Source organism: Streptomyces sp. NPDC018031 (genome assembly GCF_044327625.1).
Lineage (GTDB): Bacteria > Actinomycetota > Actinomycetes > Streptomycetales > Streptomycetaceae > Streptomyces.
On the sequence record NZ_JBIRFT010000002.1, the window covers coordinates 837,054 to 854,234 of the forward strand.

Annotated in this window: 15 protein-coding genes; 8 read left to right on the forward strand and 7 right to left on the reverse strand. The window is 75.4% G+C overall.

Annotated elements, in window-relative coordinates:
- Positions 1-5: 5 nt before the first annotated feature.
- The 3 genes from ACH4B3_RS10000 to ACH4B3_RS10010 all read right to left on the reverse strand — a co-directional run bounded on the left by ACH4B3_RS10000 (position 6) and on the right by ACH4B3_RS10010 (position 3,246).
- Entirely contained in the window at positions 6-785 is a 780-nt protein-coding gene (locus tag ACH4B3_RS10000; protein WP_398462253.1) for an ABC transporter ATP-binding protein, read from the reverse strand.
- Positions 782-1,816 (reverse strand): FecCD family ABC transporter permease, encoded by a 1,035-nt coding sequence (locus ACH4B3_RS10005; RefSeq protein WP_398462254.1) that lies wholly within the window; start codon positions 1,814-1,816, stop codon positions 782-784. Before ACH4B3_RS10005 ends, ACH4B3_RS10000 begins: the two co-directional genes overlap by 4 nt.
- A gap of 371 nt (positions 1,817-2,187) precedes the next feature.
- Positions 2,188-3,246 carry an ABC transporter substrate-binding protein gene (locus tag ACH4B3_RS10010; protein ID WP_398462255.1) on the reverse strand — a complete coding sequence of 353 codons (1,059 nt, stop codon included), beginning with the start codon at positions 3,244-3,246 and terminating at the stop codon, positions 2,188-2,190.
- 212 nt (positions 3,247-3,458) lie between these two features.
- Here ACH4B3_RS10010 and ACH4B3_RS10015 point away from each other — a divergent pair, with 212 nt between their 5' ends.
- Entirely contained in the window at positions 3,459-4,238 is a 780-nt protein-coding gene (locus ACH4B3_RS10015; protein WP_398462256.1) for a PIG-L deacetylase family protein, read from the forward strand.
- 90 nt (positions 4,239-4,328) lie between these two features.
- Here the strand turns inward: ACH4B3_RS10015 and ACH4B3_RS10020 are convergent, their stop codons facing one another.
- The gene (locus ACH4B3_RS10020) at positions 4,329-5,513 is read right to left on the reverse strand and encodes a PP2C family protein-serine/threonine phosphatase (protein WP_398462257.1); all 1,185 of its coding nucleotides are present in this window, start codon (positions 5,511-5,513) and stop codon (positions 4,329-4,331) included.
- Between the two features lie 368 nt (positions 5,514-5,881).
- On the opposite strand from ACH4B3_RS10020, the gene ACH4B3_RS10025 reads away from it, so the two are divergent.
- A complete protein-coding gene (locus ACH4B3_RS10025; protein ID WP_398462258.1) occupies positions 5,882-7,054 on the forward strand; it encodes an acyl-CoA dehydrogenase family protein in 1,173 nt (390 codons plus the stop codon).
- Positions 7,055-7,276: 222 nt separating this feature from the next.
- Positions 7,277-8,170, forward strand: coding sequence for an endonuclease/exonuclease/phosphatase family protein (locus tag ACH4B3_RS10030; protein ID WP_398462259.1), 894 nt, complete (start codon positions 7,277-7,279; stop codon positions 8,168-8,170).
- A gap of 203 nt (positions 8,171-8,373) precedes the next feature.
- On the opposite strand, the gene ACH4B3_RS10035 is transcribed toward ACH4B3_RS10030, so the two are convergent.
- Positions 8,374-8,736 carry a hypothetical protein gene (locus ACH4B3_RS10035; protein ID WP_398462260.1) on the reverse strand — a complete coding sequence of 121 codons (363 nt, stop codon included), beginning with the start codon at positions 8,734-8,736 and terminating at the stop codon, positions 8,374-8,376.
- Between the two features lie 217 nt (positions 8,737-8,953).
- Between ACH4B3_RS10035 and ACH4B3_RS10040 the strand changes: the two genes are divergently transcribed.
- The 5 genes from ACH4B3_RS10040 (at position 8,954) to fxsA (ending at position 15,418) form a co-directional block, all read left to right on the forward strand.
- Positions 8,954-9,394 (forward strand): Lrp/AsnC family transcriptional regulator, encoded by a 441-nt coding sequence (locus ACH4B3_RS10040; RefSeq protein WP_398462261.1) that lies wholly within the window; start codon positions 8,954-8,956, stop codon positions 9,392-9,394.
- A gap of 23 nt (positions 9,395-9,417) precedes the next feature.
- Positions 9,418-11,082 carry an amidohydrolase gene (locus ACH4B3_RS10045; RefSeq protein ID WP_398462262.1) on the forward strand — a complete coding sequence of 555 codons (1,665 nt, stop codon included), beginning with the start codon at positions 9,418-9,420 and terminating at the stop codon, positions 11,080-11,082.
- Between the two features lie 746 nt (positions 11,083-11,828).
- A complete protein-coding gene (lnt, locus tag ACH4B3_RS10050) occupies positions 11,829-13,706 on the forward strand; it encodes an apolipoprotein N-acyltransferase (RefSeq protein WP_398462263.1) in 1,878 nt (625 codons plus the stop codon).
- A gap of 287 nt (positions 13,707-13,993) precedes the next feature.
- Complete coding sequence (locus ACH4B3_RS10055; protein ID WP_398462346.1) at positions 13,994-14,716, forward strand: polyprenol monophosphomannose synthase; 723 nt, start codon at positions 13,994-13,996, stop codon at positions 14,714-14,716.
- A 120-nt stretch (positions 14,717-14,836) separates the two neighbouring features.
- Positions 14,837-15,418, forward strand: a complete 582-nt coding sequence (gene fxsA, locus ACH4B3_RS10060) for an FxsA family membrane protein (protein ID WP_398462264.1) — start codon at positions 14,837-14,839, stop codon at positions 15,416-15,418.
- 268 nt (positions 15,419-15,686) lie between these two features.
- Here the strand turns inward: fxsA and ACH4B3_RS10065 are convergent, their stop codons facing one another.
- Complete coding sequence (locus ACH4B3_RS10065) at positions 15,687-16,061, reverse strand: RNA polymerase-binding protein RbpA (RefSeq protein WP_135337109.1); 375 nt, start codon at positions 16,059-16,061, stop codon at positions 15,687-15,689.
- A 274-nt stretch (positions 16,062-16,335) separates the two neighbouring features.
- A complete protein-coding gene (locus tag ACH4B3_RS10070; RefSeq protein WP_398462347.1) occupies positions 16,336-16,962 on the reverse strand; it encodes a YitT family protein in 627 nt (208 codons plus the stop codon).
- Positions 16,963-17,181 lie beyond the last annotated feature (219 nt).

Here is a 17,181-nt window from a genome sequence, read left to right on the forward strand (position 1 = left end):
GGCCGTCAGGGCGCGGGGGAGCGGTGGTCGAAGGCGATCAGCGGATCACCGGTCAGCGGATGGTCCACCACCGCCGCCCGCACCCCGAAGACCTCGGCCAGCAGCGCCGGGGTGAGGACCTCCCGGGGCGTGCCGGAGGCCACCACGGTGCCGTCATGCAGCACGTGCAGCCGGTCGCAGACCGAGGCCGCCGCGTTGAGGTCGTGCAGCGCCAGCAGCGTCGTACGGCGCTGCTCGCGCAGCAGCGCGAGCAGCTCCACCTGGTGCAGCACGTCGAGGTGGTTGGTCGGCTCGTCCAGCACCAGGACGTCCGGGGCCTGGGCCAGCGCGCGGGCCAGCAGGACCCGCTGCCGTTCGCCGCCGGACAGCGCGGAGAACCGCCGCCGCTGATGCGGGCCGGCCATGCCGACCTGCTCCAGCGCCCGGCCGATCGCCTCCCTGTCGCCCTCGTCGTCAGCGGCGAAGGCCCGCTTGTAAGGGGTCCGGCCCATCGCCACCACCTCCCGCACCGTCAGCTCGAAGTCGCTGCCGCGCTCCTGCGGCAGGGCGGCGACCCGCCGTGCCGACTCCACCGCGGACAGCGCCCGCAGATCACGACCGCCCACCAGCACCCGGCCGGCGCGCGGGGCCAGATGGCGGTAGACGGTGCGCAGCACGGTCGACTTGCCGCTGCCGTTGGGGCCGACCAGCCCCGCGATCTCGCCCTCCGCGGCGATCAGGCCGACCCCGCTGACCACGGTCCGGCCCGACAGGGCGACCGCGAGATCCTCCACATCGATCCTCATGGCCGCTCCAGTCGCCGGTCGAGCAGATACAGCAGGGCGGGCGCCCCGATCAGCGAGGTGACCACCCCGACCGGCAGCTCCTGGTCAGGGAGCGCGGTACGGGCCACCAGGTCGACCACCACCAGCAGCACCGCCCCGGCGAGCGCGGACACCGGCAGCAGCCGCCGCATGTCCCCGCCGACCACCAGCCGGCAGGCGTGCGGCACCATCAGCCCGACGAAACCGATCGCCCCGGAGACCGCCACCAGCACCCCGGTCAGCACACTGGTCACCACGAACAGCTCCCGGCGCAGCCCGGCGACCCGCACCCCCAGGCTGGCCGCCGTCTCGTCGCCCATCAGCAGCGCGTTCAGCGCGCGGGCCCGGGCCTGGAGCGCCGCCAGGCCCGCCACCACCGCCACCGCCGGCACCAGCAGGGTCTCCCACTGGGCGCCGCCCAGCGAGCCCATCAGCCAGAACAGCACCCCGTGGGTCTGCTGTTCGTCTCCCGCCTGCAACACCAGGTAGCTGGTGAAACCGGAGAGGAACTGGCCGATGCCGACGCCGGCCAGCACCAGCCGCAGCGGCGAGAAGCCGCCGCCGCGCCGGGCCATCGCCCACACCAGGGCGAAGGCCGCGAGCGCCCCGGCGAAGGCCGCCGAGGACAGCCCGATCCCCAGCGCCCCGCCCACGCCGGCGCCGAGCACGATCGCCGCCACCGCGCCCAGCGAGGCGCCCGAGGAGATGCCGAGCAGATACGGGTCGGCCAGCGGGTTGCGCACCAGCGCCTGGACGGCGGTGCCCACCAGACCCAGTCCCGCCCCGACCACCGCGGCCAGCAGCGCGCGCGGCAGCCGCAGCTGCCACACGATCAGGTCCGAGGTGCCGGGCACCGGCTCCCCGCCGGTCATGCCGCGGGCCACCGCCGACCACACCTCGTCCAGCGGCACGTCGGTGGAGCCCAGCGAGACGGCGGCGGTCAGGGCGGCCAGCAGCGCCACGCCCAGGACCGCGCCGACCGGACCGGGCCGTACCTCGCGGGGTACCGGCACGCCGGCGTCGTCCCGGCCACCGGCGCCGTCCCGGGCGCCGCTCTCCTCCCGGCGTCCGGTTTTTCCCTGGCCACGGGCGTCGACCTGGCCACCGGAGTGGTTCCGGCCACCGGTCCCGTCCCGGGCGCCGGCCCTCTCCCTGCCACCGGCGTCGTCCGAGCCACCGGCGTCGTCCGGGCCACCGGCGCCGTCCCGGCCGGCGGTCCCGTCCCGGCCGCCCGGGGCCGCCCCGGACCGGCCGGCCGGACCGCCGGCCCGGTCCCCGGCCGCCCCCGAGCCCGTCCCAGCGCCCGTTTCCGCCCCCGAGCCCGTTTCCGAGCCCGAGCCCGAGCCCGAGCCCATCCCGGCCCGGGGGCCGTCCGCCACCTCGGTCACCGCTTCACCCGGTCCGGGTACAGGGCGTGGGCGATCTCGCGGACCGTGTCGGCGCTGCGCACCCCGCCGATCGTGGTGCGCTCCGAGCCGATCCGCAGCAGCCGGCCCTCCCGCACGGCGGTCAGGCCCTTGGTCGCGGGGTGGCCGCGCAGGAAGTCCGCGGCCTCGTCGAACGCCTCCTCGTTGGCCCGCTCGCTGCCCCGGTTGCGCACCCCGAGCTGGATCCAGTCGGGATTCGCGGCGACCACGTCCTCCCAGCCCACCGGCTTGAAATCGCCGTCACAGCCGGCGAACACGTTCCGCGCCCCGGCCATCGTGATCACCGCGTTGGCGACCTGCCGGCCGCACACCGCCAGCGGCTGCTTGGTGCCCGCGTCGTAGTCGAAGAAGAAGTAGGTCGGCCGCTCCGACGCCGGTACGCCGGCGATCGCCGAACGCACCGCTCCGGTCTTCTTCCGCATCCCGGAGACGAGTTCGGCGGCCCGCTCCGAGGTGCCGGTGAGCCTGCCCAGCTCGGTGATGTCCTCCTCCACCCCGGACAGGTCCTCGCGCTTCCCCGTCGACCGGCCGGCGCAGGCGGTGGAGCGCAGATAGACGTGCTTGATGCCGGCGGCCTGGAACTCCTCGGCCCGCGGGCCCTCGGCGGCGCCGCCCATGTTCTTCATGGAGGAGAAGGCGTCGACGTACAGGTCGGCGCCGGAGCCCAGCAGCCGCTCCTTGGCGATCACCGTGCGGCCGAGCACCGGGACCTCCTCGGCCCGGTCCGCGAACCGCGCCGGCAGGGTGCCCTCGCCGGGCGGGAAGCCGGTGCCGACCACCTTGTCCCCGACGCCCAGCCAGAACAGCATCTCCAGGCCGGAGGCGTTGCTGGTGACGATCTTCTCCGGCGGCCGGTGGAACGTCGTCTTCTTCCCCTCGCAGTCGCTCACCGTCACCGGGAAGCCGGGCCGGGTGCCGTCGGCGGTGTCCCCGGCCCCGTCGTCCCCTCCACCGCCGCAGGCCGTGACGGACAGGGCGACGGCGGCCAGGACACCGCACAACACGCGAGGGCGCATGGGACTCTCCAGAGAACTCGACGATCCACGGGCCCGCCGTCGCGGCGGGCCCGGACCAGGTAGTCGGGCCGCCCGGGGCCCGGGTTCCCGGGCCCCGGCGATCTCTTCCGGGGCTCGGCGGACCGGCCCGCGGACCCGCCGGGAGGAGCGGGGGCGGGCGCCCGCCCCCGCACCGCTTACGCTGCCGCCGTCGGGATCTTGAAGGAGGAGCGATGAGCACGGAACGAGCGACCGAGCGGACGAGTCCGGTGGGTCAGGGCGGCGCCGAGCCGCTGAAGCCGATGCCGGACGACTGGCGGCGCGCGCTGGCGATCGTGGCGCACCCGGACGACCTGGAGTACGGGGCCTCCGCGGCGATCGCCGCCTGGACCGACCAGGGCCGTGAGGTCGCCTATCTGCTGGCGACCGTCGGCGAGGCCGGGATCGACGGCATCGCCCCGGAGGAGTGCGGTCCGCTGCGCACCCGGGAGCAGCTGGCGAGCGCGGCGGAGGTCGGGGTCACCAGCGTCGAGTTCCTGGGCCACCGGGACGGCGTGATCGAGTACGGGACGGCGCTGCGCCGGGACTTCGCCGCCGCGATCCGCCGCCACCGGCCGGAGCTGGTGATCACCCTCAACCACCACGACACCTGGGGCGGCGTCGCCTGGAACACGCCGGACCACCGGGCCGTGGGGCGGGCGGTGCTGGACGCGGTCGGGGACGCCGGCAACCGGTGGATCTTCCCGGAGCTGACCGCCGAGGGGCTGGAGCCCTGGGACGGCGTCCGCCATGTGGCGGTGGCCGGCTCACCGCACCCGACCCACGCGGTCGACGCGTCGGCGGGCGCCGAGCGGGCGGTGCGGTCGCTGCTGGCCCACCGGACGTACATCGAGGCGCTCACCGACGAGGACCCCGAACAGTACTGCCGGACCTTCCTGGAGGGCGCGATGGGCTCCGCCGGGGCGCGGTTCGGCGGCCGCCCGGCGGTGGCCTTCGAGGTGTTCAGCCGCTGACCGCCGCCGGGCGTCCCCGCCGACCCGCTATCCGGCGACCGGCCGACCGCCCGCCGGCCCCGCCCGGCCGTGGAGGTCGGCGGGCGGGCGTCAGCGGCCGACGGCGTACGCTCCGCCCGGTCCGTCGCCGGGGTCCGTGGCCTCCGGCGCGGTCCGCTCCACGACCAGGACCGCCGCGTCGTCCTGCAGCCGGCCCCCGGTGTGCGCCTCCAGGTCGTCGCGGAGCCGGTGCAGCAGCTCCGCGGTGGACAGCCCGGCCCAGCTGCCGAGCCGGGCGGCCAGTGGATAGAAGCCGCCGTCCGGGTCGCGGGCCTCGGTGACCCCGTCGGTGCAGGCGAACAGCCGCGCGTCGGCCGGGACGACGAGGTGCTGCACCGTCCGCGGCCGGTCCGCCAGCTCACCCAGGCCCAGCGGCAGTCCGGGCTCCGCCGGTTCCAGCTCCGAGACGGTGCCGTCCGCCTTGATGAGGTACGGCGCGCAGTGCCCGCAGTCCACCAGTGCCAGCGGCACGTTCCGCCCGTCCGGGGGCCCCTGGTCACCGTGCACCGCGAGCACCAGCGCGGTGACGAAGCGCTCCTGCTCGGCCCCGCTGCCGCCGTCCGGGCCCGGGCCGGCGCCGGACAGCCCGTACCGCCGCAGCCCCTGCTCCATCGCGGCCACCCCGTCCACCAGCCCCGGCAGGTAGTACGCCGCCTCACGGAAGGCGGTGAGCACCGCGGCCCCCGCGCCCAGGGTGCGCAGCCCCTTGCCCTGCACGTCACCGATGAGCACCCGGGTGCCGTACGGGGTCTCCAGCACCTCGTAGATGTCCCCGCCGACCAGGGCGTCCTGCTGGGAGGAGATGTAGAAGCCGTCCACGGTCACGTCCCGGCTGCGCAGCGGCAACTGCCGCAACAGGGCGCGCTGCGCGGCCTCCCCGGTGACTTTCAGCCGTTCCAGCAGTGCGTCCCGGTCCCGCAGCAGCCGGGCGACGATGACGCTGGCCCCGGTGAGCAGGGCGTTGCCGACGACGGCGGAGATCCGGTTGAGCGCGTGCGGGTCGTCCGGCGCCACCCCGCCCAGGCCCGCCATGACCACGAAGTCGATGATGGCGAGCACGATCGCCTGCCGGTAGCTGCACAGGGCCGCGCCCACCAGCGGGGCGACCGCCGCGTAGACGTCCAGCCGGAAGGACTGCGGCGTGAGCCGGTCGACGACCACGGTCAGCGCGATGTACACGAGCAGCGCCACGAAGATGCTGTTCGCATGGCCGCGGGCACGAACCCTGAACGGCACGGTGGGATGACCTCCGTGTCCGGCGCCGGGAGACACGTTCAGGCTCGCACGCCCCCCGTCGCCCTGCTACCCAGGGCGGGGCCGGCGGCCGCGGACCGCCGGCCGGTGGCGGCGGCCCGGCGGTGGCGCGCCGGCCGGGCCGCGCGGGCGGGGCCCGGGCCTCGCCCGGGCACCCCGCACCGGCCACCGTCGAAGATCGGCCGACCAGTGACGGGACGCCCCGCATCGGGCATACTCCAACCGGCCACAGCCGCAGGTCACCCCCATCGAGACCCGAGGGGGAGGAGACTTGGCTGGGCAGCCGACCCGGCGCCGCCGCACCCTCAAGGCGGGCGCCGTCAAGCCTCGACGAGGAGGAGAGCGCCGCTATGACCGAGTACGGCCGGCAGCCGGTGGAACGCCAGCTGCCCACCGAGGAAGCCCGGGACCTGATCTCGCTCGTACGCGAACTGGCCGAGCGGGAGATCGCACCGCGGGCGGCCGAGGAGGAGGCCGCCGGCCAGTTCCCGCGCCCGCTGTTCCGGCTGCTCTCCGAGTCCGGGCTGCTCGGGCTGCCGTACCCGGAGGAGTTCGGCGGTGGTGAGCAGCCGTACGAGGTCTACCTCCAGGTCCTGGAGGAGCTGGCCGCGGTCCGGCTCACCGTCGGCCTCGGCGTCAGCGTCCACACCCTCTCCTGCCACGCGCTCGCCGGCTTCGGCACCAAGGAGCAGCGCGCCGAGCACCTGCCGGCCATGCTCGGCGGCGGCCTGCTGGGCGCGTACTGCCTCTCCGAGCCCTCCTCCGGCTCCGACGCCGCCAGCCTGCGCACCCGCGCCGTCCGGGAGGGCGACACCTGGACGCTGGACGGCACCAAGGCGTGGATCACCCACGGCGGCGTGGCCGACTTCTACACCGTGCTCGCCCGGTCCGGCGGCGAGGGCCCGCGCGGCATCACCGCCTTCCTGGTCCCGGGCGACGCCCCGGGGCTGTCCGCCGCCGCCCCCGAGCGCAAGATGGGCATGAACGGCTCGCCCACCGCGCAGCTCCACTTCGACGGGGTGCGGATCCCCGACGAACGCCGCCTCGGCGACGAGGGCCAGGGCTTCGGCGTCGCGCTGGCCGCGCTGGACGCCGGCCGCCTGGGCATCGCCGCCTGCGCGGTGGGCGTCGCCCAGGCCGCGCTCGACGCGGCGCTGGACTACACCGCCGAGCGCCGGCAGTTCGGCCGCCCGATCGCCGACTTCCAGGGGCTGCGCTTCATGCTGGCCGACATGGCGACCCAGGTCGAGGCCGGCCGCGCGCTGTACCTCGACGCGGCCCGCCGCCGCGACGCGGGGCTCCCCTACGCCAAGCAGGCCGCGATGGCCAAGCTGTTCTGCACCGACACCGCGATGCGCGTCACCACCGACGCCGTCCAGCTGTTCGGCGGCTACGGCTACACCGTCGACTTCCCGGTCGAGCGGTACATGCGCGAGGCGAAGGTCCTGCAGATCGTCGAGGGGACCAACCAGATCCAGCGACTGGTCATCGGCCGGCAGCTGCTCGGCCCGGAGAGCCGCTGAGCGGGCGCGGGCCGGTGTCCTGCCCGCCCCGCGCGGGCGGGCACCGGGCCGCGCGGGCCCGTCCACCGGGGCCCGCCTTCACGAGCTGTTCGGCTCCCCGCCGCCCGCGGCCGCTTCCCGTCCGCCGCGTCCTCTGAGACCCTCCGTCGGGCCCGCCCCGTGACCGGCCCCGGCCGGCGCTCCGGGCCACCGGACCCTCGCCGAGGACACACGGAGGACGCCATGCCCGCCCCCCAGCTGAGCCGCCGCCACGGTCTGAGCGCGGCGGCCGCCGCGCTCGCCCTGCCGATCGCCGCCCGGGCCGCCGGCCCGGCCCACGCCGCCGCCCCCGGAGCGCGCCGGTCGCTGCGTGCCATGTCCTTCAACCTCCGCTACGCCAGTGCCACCCCACCGCACACCTGGGCCGAGCGCCGCCCGGTGACCCGCGAGCTGCTGCGCCGGGAGGAACCGCACCTGCTGGGCACCCAGGAGGGCCTCCACGCGCAGCTCCGCGACATCCACGCCGACCTGGGCCGGCGCTACGACTGGCTGGGCACCGGCCGGGCCGGGGGCAGCCGCGACGAGTTCATGGCCGTCTTCTACGACACCGAGCGGCTGGAGCCGCTGGAGTACGACCACTTCTGGCTCTCCGACACCCCCTACCTGATCGGTTCCAACACCTGGGGCGCGGCGGTGGTCCGGATGGTCACCTGGGTCCGGTTCCGCGACCGGCGCGGGGGCGGCGAGTTCTACGCCCTCAACACGCATCTGGACCACCGCAGCCAGCCCGCCCGGGAACGCTCGGCGGCACTGATCGCCGAGCGGCTGCGCGGCCTCGACGCGGCGCTGCCGCGCATCGTCACCGGGGACTTCAACGTGCCCGCGCACGGCAACCCGGTCTACGACGCCCTGCTGGCGGGCGCGGGGCTGGTGGACACCTGGGACGTGGCGGACCGGCGCAGCGCGCGGTACGCCACCTTCCACGGCTACCGGCCGCTGGTGCCCGACGGCGACCGGATCGACTGGATCCTCACCTCACCGGAGGTGCGCACCCGCTACGCGGCGATCAACACCTTCTCCCGGAACGGCCGGTTCCCCAGCGATCACCTGCCGGTACAGGCGGTGCTGGAGTTCTGACGGCGTCCGCCGGCGTCCGGGTGCCCGGCGGCCGAGCACCCGGGCCGCACCCGGGGCCCGCTCCGCGGCACGGGGCGACCGGGAAGGCGCGGAGGTGCCGGGGGTGCCGGCCGGGGAGGAAGCGGGCCGGGGCGGAACGGCGGGCGGGCCGCCCGGGCCACCGGCGGGTGCCGGACGCGAGGGGCCCGGCACGCCCGGCGCCGCTACCGGCGTCCCCGCAGCCGGGGCGTCCGCAGCGGACGGGAGCCGGGGCCGCCGATGTGCGAGAAGGGCTGGGTACGCCAGTCCAGGCTCTCCGGCAGGGTGAGCAGCAGCGCCGCGTCCTGTTCCTGGGTGCCGGACGTGCCGTCGGCGGGAGCGGCCTGCGCGGCCGGCCGCCCCGTCCCGGGGCAGACCGTGAGACCGAACGGGTTCCACGGGGAGGGGCACAGCGCGTGCTCGGGCAGGACGTCCTCGTCCGCCAGCAGAGCGATCGGCCGGGCGCAGTCCGGGCAGGTGACCCGGAACATCTCGTAGGTTTCGTAGAGGTCGTTGTCGCCTTCGTCGAGGCGCTCCAGATCGGGCATGTCCTTCTCCCCCTCGGGTGGGTCGGGAGGCACTGCGGGCCTCGACCACAGCAAGCATTTCCCCTGACGGGGTATCGGTAATCGCGGCACTCCGTGCGACACCGACCAGTACCTGTGGCATTGGTCACATGCCGGGTGCAGATGCGGGCGGCCGTCAGGCCGCCGGGTGCCGCTCCGGCTGTCCCCCGGAGGCATTGACCCCATAAGGTGATCCGCTGTGGAGGAGCTGGACAGACAGATCGTGGAACTGCTCGTCAAGGACGGGCGGATGAGCTACACCGACCTGGGCAAGGCCACCGGCCTGTCCACCTCGGCGGTGCACCAGCGCGTCCGCCGCCTCGAACAGCGCGGGGTGATCCGCGGCTACGCGGCCGTGGTCGATCCCGAGGCGGTCGGTCTGCCGCTCACCGCGTTCATCTCGGTCAAACCCTTCGACCCCAGCGCGCCCGACGACATCTCCGACCGGCTCGCCGACGTCCCGGAGATCGAGGCGTGCCACAGCGTGGCGGGCGACGAGAACTACATCCTCAAGGTGCGCGTCGCCACCCCCCTGGAGCTGGAGCACCTGCTGACCCGGATCCGGTCGCTGGCCGGGGTCTCCACCCGTACCACCGTGGTGCTGTCCACCCCGTACGAGGCCCGGCCGCCGCGCGTGTGATCGCGCAGGCGACACTGGACACCATGACCGATCGCACAACCGCCTCCGGCCCCGGTGACACCGCCCGGGGCCCGGGTGAGGACGACAGCCGGCGGATCGTACTGCTCCGCGGCGGCGAGGTGCACAGCCCCGCCGACCCCTTCGCCACCGCCATGATCGTCGAGCACGGCACCGTCGCCTGGGTCGGCTCCGAGGGCGCCGCGGACGGCTTCGCGGACGGTGTGGACGAGGTGGTGCACCTCGACGGGGCGCTGGTCACGCCCGCGTTCACCGACGCCCATGTGCACACCACCTCCACCGGGCTGGCGCTCACCGGGCTGGACCTCGGCCCCGCGAGCGGTCTGGCCGAGGCGCTCGAACTCGTCCGCGCCCACGCCGCCGCCCACCCCACCGACCCGGTGCTGCTCGGCCACGGCTGGGACGCCACCCGCTGGCCCGAGCGGCGGCCGCCGACCCGGGCCGAGCTGGACCGGGCCACCGGCGGCCGCCCGCTCTACCTCTCCCGCGTCGACGTGCACTCCGCGGTGGCCACCACCGCGCTGCTCGACCTGGTGCCGGGCATCCTGGACCGGCCCGGGTTCCACCGGGACGGCCCGCTGACCACCGCGGCCCACCACGCGGTGCGCGCCGTGGCCTACGGCAGCATCAGCCCCGCCCAGCGGGCCGCCGCGCAGCGCGCCGCGCTGACCCGGGCCGCGGAGCTGGGCATCGGCACGGTGCACGAGTGCGGCGGCCCGGACATCTCCAGCGAGGACGACTTCACCGGCCTGCTGGCGCTCGCCGCGCGCACCCCCGGGCCCCGGGTGGTGGGCTACTGGGCCGAGGCCGTCACCAGCGCCGCCGACCTGCGGAAGGTGCGCGAGCTGGGCGCGGTGGGCGCGGCGGGCGACCTGTTCGTCGACGGGGCGCTGGGGTCGCACACCGCCTGCCTGCACGAGCCGTACGCCGACGCCGCCCACACCGGTACCGCCTACCTGGACGCCGCCGCCGTCGCCGCCCATGTCGCCGCGTGCACCGAGGCGGGGCTGCAGGCGGGCTTCCACGCCATCGGCGACGCCGCCGTGCGGACCGTGGTCGAGGGCGTGCGGGCCGCCGCGGAGAGGGTCGGCACGGCCCGGATCCGCGCCGCCCGGCACCGGGTCGAGCACGCCGAGATGCTCACCCCCGAGACCGTCGCCGCCTTCGCCGAGCTGGGCCTGACCGCCTCCGTGCAGCCCGCCTTCGACGCGGCCTGGGGCGGCGACGAGGGCATGTACGCCGAGCGGCTGGGCCGGGACCGGGCCCGCACCCTCAACCCGTTCGCCGCGATGCTGCGCGCGGGGGTGCCACTCGCCCTCGGCTCGGACAGCCCGGTGACCCCGCTCGACCCCTGGGGCACGGTGCGCGCCGCGGCGTTCCACCGGACCCCGGAGCACCGGATCTCGGTGCGGGCCGCGTTCACCGCGCACACCCGGGGCGGCTGGCGGGCGACCGGCCGGGACGACGCCGGCGTGCTGGTCCCCGGCGCGCCCGCGGACTACGCGGTCTGGGCGGGCGGCGAACTGGTCGTGCAGGTCCCGGACACCCGGGTGGCCAACTGGTCCACCGACCCCCGCTCGGGCACCCCGGGGCTGCCCGACCTGACCCCGGGCGGTCCGCTGCCGGTGTGTCTGCGCACGGTGGTGGCCGGCCGCACCGTGTTCGGCTGACGGCGCGGCGCCGCCCGGCGCGGCCTGGCGGCCGCCGGGGAGGGCACAGCCGCGACCGGGGGAGGGCGCGGCGGCGGCCGGGGCGGTGCGACAGGAGCCCCGGCGACCGGGCGCGCACACGGGCCGCGGGCGGGTGCGCACCGGCGGCCGGTGGGGGCCGAAGGGGTGACGACGGGCCCCGGCGTACGCCGAACGATGTGCCCTTCACCGGCCGTGACATCTGAACACTGTCCGTACTGACCTGCCCCTTTGGGAGAACAACGCAGGTCGTGCCGGTGTTGACAGGGAGCGGGCGGCGGCCGGTAGGTTCGGCCGGGTCCACCACAGGATGTCCGACCGGGCAGTCTCCACACAGTCGTCGAACGTCGCTGGGCCAACGTCGGTGGCGTACCGCGCCGGTACGCCGTCGCTGGGAGCCAGGTCCAGCGCATTGGGGGCGAGGGAGGGGCCGCCGGGCCGGCCGGTGCGACCCGGGTCGGGCCCGGACGCTCAGTAGACAACGGCTCTCGGTCGACCCGCAGCCAGCGGGCCCCAGGTCGGCCCGAAGGGCGCCGGGCCCCGATCCGCAGCCTCCCGGGGGTTTCCCCGGCCCGTGCCGCGGCGCGCGGGACGGCCGGCGGCGCGGCCTCGTCCCACCGGCCCGAACCCCTCGCCGCCGAACCGCTCTTGGCCCCTCGGGGGCACATTCCGCCCGGAGCGTTGTACCGTCGGGTCACCACCCCATGACCTGCAGGAAGGCCGCGACCGTGCCATCGGGACCCGAGACCACCGCTGAGGCCGCCACCGGCGACCCGGCAGCCGACCGGCCGGAGGAGCCGCGCACGGCGGCGTCCGGCCCGGCCGAGGGCGCCTCCGGGGCCGCTGAGCGCCCCGTGGCGGAGCGGGCCGACGGCCCCGCGGTGGCGGCCTCGAAGGCCGCCGCGGAGCCCGCCGGGCGGGCCGGGGGCGCCTCCGGGGCCGCCACCGCGGTGGGCCCGGAAGCGGCGGGCGGCCGGAAGCCCGGCCGAGGCGCCCGGCTGGCCGGGTTCGCGCGCCGCGAGTGGCGGCGCAGCGCCGCCGCCGCGGCGGCCGGCGTCGCCCTCGGCCTGGCCTTCCCGCCGTACGGCCTGTGGCCCCTGTCCCTGCTGTCGGTCGCCGCGCTCGCCCTGCTGACCCGGGGCCGCACCGCCCGCCAGGGCGCCTGGACCGGCTTCGTGTTCGGGGTGCCGTTCTTCTTCGTGCTCCTCAAGTGGCTGCACGTGATCGGCTGGGACGCGGTGGTCGGCCTCTCGGTCATCGAGGCGCTGTTCCTGCTGCCGATGGGCGCCGGGCTGGCGCTGATCTCCCGGCTGCCGGCCTGGCCGCTGTGGGGGGCGTGCCTGTGGGTGGCCCAGGAGTGGGCCCGGGACCGGACCCCGTTCGGCGGCTTCCCCTGGGGCCGGCTGGCGTTCGCCAACACCGGCTCGCCCTACACCCCGCTGGCCGCACTCGGCGGCGCCCCGCTGGTCACCTTCGCCGTGGCGCTCACCGGCTCGCTGCTGGCCGCCGCCGGGCTGGCGCTGTGGCGGTCCCGGGCGGCCGCACGGGCCGAGCGGACCGAGGAGCCGGCGGCCGCCGCCACCGCGCCGGCCGGCGGGCGGCGGCGGCCCCTGGTCCCCGTCGCGGTCACGCTGGCGGCGGCCGGTGCCGTCACGGCGGCCGGCTACGCCGTCCCGGTGCCCACCGACGCGGACGACACGGTCCGCATCGCGGTGATCCAGGGCAACGTGCAGCAGCCCGGCATGGACTTCCTGGGCCGGCCGATGAAGATCCTCAACAACCACGTCGAAGCCACGCTGCGGCTGGCCGAGGAAGTGAAGAAGAACCCGGAGTCCCGGCCGGACCTCGTCATCTGGCCGGAGAACGCCTCGGACCTCGACCCCTACAAGCACCGCGAGGCGTACGCGCGGATCGACCAGGCGGTCAAGGCGGTCGGGGTGCCGGTGCTGGTCGGCGCGCTCGTGGACCACCCCAGCAAGCGCGGCTACGTCGAGAACCAGGGCATCGTCTGGGACCCGGTGAGCGGTCCCGGCGCCTCCTACACCAAGCAGCACCCGGTGCCGTTCGGTGAGTACGTGCCCTTCCGCGAGCAGCTGAGCAAGGTCATCTCCCGGCTGGACCGGGTCCCCCGGGACTTCTACCCGGGCGACCACACCGGGGTGCTCCAGGTGGGCCCGGCCCGCCTCGGGGACGTGATCTGCTTCGAGGTGGCCTATGACGAGATCGTCCGGGACACCGTGAACGCCGGGGCCCGGGCCCTGGTCATCCAGACCAACAACGCCACCTACGGCCGCACCGGCCAGCCCGAGCAGCAGCTGGTGATGTCGAAACTGCGGGCCATCGAGCACGGCCGGGCCGTGGTCACCGCCGCGCCCAGCGGCATCAGCGCGATCGTCGGCCCGGACGGCACGGTCCAGCAGCGGACCGAGGAATTCACCCAGGACGTCCTCACCGCGACCATTCCGTTGCGGGACGACCGGACGGTTGCGGACCGCGTCGGTGCGGCACCCGAGTGGGTGCTCGCTATGGTGGGCGTTCTGTCCTGCGCGGCCGCGATCGTGATCGGCCGTCGGGGACGAACGGACGAGAAGGGGCAGCATCCGTGAGCGACGCACGCGAGGCCGACGGGCCGCGCCGCAGCACGAACCGCGACGACCAGGCGGACCACGAGGTCCCGGAGGCCGGCGAAGACCGCGAGGGCCGTGCGGACCGGCCGGGGACGCCGCGCGGCCGCGCGGCCGCGGAAGCGCGGGAGGCCGACGGCGACACGGACCGGAAGGCCGACGGCGACACGGGCCGGGGGGCCGACGGCGACACGGACCGGGGGGCCGACGGCGACACGGACCGGGAGGCCGGCCGGCCGCGGAAGCAGTACGGTCCGCTCGGCAGTGTCCTGGTGATCATTCCGACCTACAACGAGGCGGAGAACATCGAGCCCATCGTGTCGCGGGTGCGGTCCGCCGTGCCCGAGGCGCACATCCTGGTCGCCGACGACAACAGCCCGGACGGCACCGGCAAGATCGCCGACGAGCTGGCCGCGGGCGACGACCACGTCCAGGTGCTGCACCGCAAGGGCAAGGAGGGGCTCGGCGCCGCCTACCTGGCCGGCTTCCAGTGGGGCATCGAGCACGGCTACGGGGTGCTGGTCGAGATGGACGCCGACGGCTCCCACCAGCCGGAGGAACTGCCGCGGCTGCTGACCGCCCTGAAGGGCGCCGACCTGGTCCTCGGCTCCCGCTGGGTGCCCGGCGGCCGGGTGGTCAACTGGCCCAAGTCCCGGGAGTTCATCTCCCGCGGCGGCAGCACCTACTCGCGCCTGCTGCTGGACCTGCCGCTGCGGGACATCACCGGCGGCTACCGGGCCTTCCGCAAGGAGACCCTGGAGGGGCTCGGCATGGATGCGGTGGCCTCGCAGGGCTACTGCTTCCAGGTCGACCTGGCCTGGCGGGCGGTGAAGGCCGGGTTCCACGTCGTCGAGGTGCCCATCACCTTCGTGGAGCGGGTCCGCGGCGACAGCAAGATGAGCCGTGACATCCTCGCCGAGGCGCTGTGGCGGGTCACCTCCTGGGGCGTGGGGTCCCGGGTCAACCGGGTGCTGGGCCGCAAGCCGGAGTAGCCCGGCGCGCCGGGCGGCGCCCGCCGCCCGGCCGATCGCCGGCCGGGCCCGCGGCGTGACGGCGGGGCGCCGCCGCCCCCGGGGGCCCCGTTCCGACGCGGCTCCAGGCACACTTGATCCATGACGACCGGCGCATCGCAGCACCCTGGCCCTCCCCGACCCAAGCGTTCCCGTACCCGCACCCTGGTGCCGCTGGGTCTCGCCGCCTGGCTGGTGCTGGAGATCTGGCTGCTGACCCTGGTGGCGGACGCGGCCGGCGGCTTCACCGTCTTCCTGCTGCTGGTCGCCGGAGTGGTGCTGGGCGCCGTCGTGATCAAGCGGGCCGGCCGGCGGGCCTGGCAGTCACTGACCGGGTCGTTGCAGAACCCGGGGGGCGGTCCGGCGGTCACCCCCGGCTCCCCGCAGGGCAGCGGGAACACCCTGCCGATGCTCGGCGGGCTGCTGCTGATGCTCCCCGGCCTGGTCTCCGACGCCGCCGCGCTGCTCTGCCTGTTCCCGCCGACCCGGGCGCTGCTGCACCGCCGGGCCGAGCGGTTCCTGGAGAGCCGGATGCGCGCCATGACCCCGGGCGGCATGGGGGACGTGTTCCAGCAGGCGCGCGTCCGCCGGCCGGACGGCAAGGTCGTCCAGGGCGAGGTGATCAGGGACGACGAGCCGGGGGCGGACCGGCCGCGCCGCGACGATCCGCCGCTGCCCCGCTGATCGCGCACCCGCCGGCCCGGGGCGGTCCGGAGCCTGTCCCGGCCCACACCAGGACGGATCGCGACGGACCGGTCTGAACCGCGACGGGCCCTCCCCAACCGCGAGGAGCCGCCCCGAACCACGACGGACCGGGCCGGATCATGGCAGGCCGGTCCGGATCGTGATGGCCCGGGCCGGACCGGGACGGACCGGGCGGGGACAGGACGTGACAAGGGCCGGGGCCGCTGCGACGCAGCGGCCCCGGCCCTTGTCGGTGCTTCCTCCGCCGTCAGGCGGACTTGCGGGTGTCCCGCGGATGCACGGCGATGTTCATGGCGCCGGAGCGCAGGACGGCCAGCCTCTCGGCCAGCACCTCCTCCAGCTCCTCGCGGGTGCGCCGCTCCATGAGCATGTCCCAGTGCGTACGCGCGGGCTTGCCCTTCTTCTCCTCGGGGCCATCGCCATCAACCAGGAGTGCCGTGGCGCCGCACGCTTTGCACTCCCACTCCGGCGGAATTTCCGCCTCTACCGAGAACGGCATCTCGAATCGATGGCCGTTCGGGCATGCGTACTCCACCGCCTGGCGCGGGGCCAGATCGATGCCGCGGTCGGTCTCGTAGCTGGTCACCACGAGTCGCGTGCCGCGAAGAGCTCGCTCACTCATGAATCGTGCCTCCCGGGCTTGTCGCCCACAGGACAGGTGTCGCTGTCGTCGTCATCCGGTCAACGTCCGGTCGGCGGTGAAGATTCCCGTACTGGGACATGCGTCGCCCGTCGTGCCGCCCCGTTGTTCTACCCACAGGCGCCCGGTTTGTCACATCTGGCAGCAGATGTCACCCAGCGTTCTCAGCACTTTAGCGCGCAGTAACGGTCCGCCTGGTAGGCCAAGGGCGTACACTACCGCTCCACATCGCCAAGCTCGAAATCCGGGCCCTTGATCACGGCTCGATCCTGTCGGTCACCGGGCTCCCGGGCTCCCCTTCGGTGTCCGGGTCCGGCCCCTGCGCAGTACCCCGCGCCACCACCGGCGACCTGGTGCCCGCGGGTGCGGGGATCTCGAAGAACCGCAGGAAGAACTGCGACAGCGGCCCGATGGCCAGTGCGTACAGCACGGTACCCACCCCGACCGTGCCGCCGAGCAGGAACCCGGTGGCGAGCACCACCACCTCGATGCCGGTACGCACCAGCCGGACCGAACGCCCGGTGCGCCGGTGCAGTCCGGTCATCAGCCCGTCCCGCGGCCCGGGCCCGAAGCGGGCCGAGATGTACAGGCCGGTCGCCACCCCGTTGAGCACGATCGCGGCCACCAGCAGCGGGATCCGGCCGGCCAGCGCGTCGAGCTCCGGCATCAGCCACAGCGACCCGTCCACCACCAGCCCGATGACGAGCACGTTGGAGACGGTGCCCAGCCCCGGCCGCTGCCGCAGCGGGATCCACAGCAGCAGCACCGCCGCCCCCACCAGGATCGTCACCGTGCCGAACGACAGCGAGGTGCGCTCGGTGATCCCCTGGTGGAACACGTCCCACGGATCGAGGCCCAGGGCCGCGCGCAGCTGCATCGCCATGCTCACCCCGTACAGGACCAGGCCCGCGTAGAGCTGGACGAGGCGGCGGGTCAGGTGCGGCCTCCGGGACGCGGGCGGCTTGGACAACGAGGGCTCCTTCAGGGCGGGCCGGTAGCGGGCCGGTGGGGCACGGGGCGAGGGCCGACTGGTGCCAGTGGCCCTCAGCGTGACACTCTGGAGCCAAGGACCAGTCCAGTTCCATGGCCAATTCAGGGAAGG

What these genes read in the sequence shown, in the direction of transcription:
- ACH4B3_RS10000 (WP_398462253.1), bottom strand. Translation starts at nt 785, where the DNA reads ATGAGGATCGATGTGGAGGATCTCGCGGTCGCCCTGTCGGGCCGGACC.
- ACH4B3_RS10010 (WP_398462255.1), bottom strand. Translation starts at nt 3,246, where the DNA reads ATGCGCCCTCGCGTGTTGTGCGGTGTCCTGGCCGCCGTCGCCCTGTCC.
- ACH4B3_RS10015 (WP_398462256.1), top strand. Translation starts at nt 3,459, where the DNA reads ATGAGCACGGAACGAGCGACCGAGCGGACGAGTCCGGTGGGTCAGGGC.
- ACH4B3_RS10025 (WP_398462258.1), top strand. Translation starts at nt 5,882, where the DNA reads ATGACCGAGTACGGCCGGCAGCCGGTGGAACGCCAGCTGCCCACCGAG.
- ACH4B3_RS10030 (WP_398462259.1), top strand. Translation starts at nt 7,277, where the DNA reads ATGCCCGCCCCCCAGCTGAGCCGCCGCCACGGTCTGAGCGCGGCGGCC.
- ACH4B3_RS10035 (WP_398462260.1), bottom strand. Translation starts at nt 8,736, where the DNA reads ATGCCCGATCTGGAGCGCCTCGACGAAGGCGACAACGACCTCTACGAA.
- ACH4B3_RS10045 (WP_398462262.1), top strand. Translation starts at nt 9,418, where the DNA reads ATGACCGATCGCACAACCGCCTCCGGCCCCGGTGACACCGCCCGGGGC.
- fxsA (WP_398462264.1), top strand. Translation starts at nt 14,837, where the DNA reads ATGACGACCGGCGCATCGCAGCACCCTGGCCCTCCCCGACCCAAGCGT.
- ACH4B3_RS10065 (WP_135337109.1), bottom strand. Translation starts at nt 16,061, where the DNA reads ATGAGTGAGCGAGCTCTTCGCGGCACGCGACTCGTGGTGACCAGCTAC.
- ACH4B3_RS10070 (WP_398462347.1), bottom strand. Translation starts at nt 16,962, where the DNA reads ATGGCGATGCAGCTGCGCGCGGCCCTGGGCCTCGATCCGTGGGACGTG.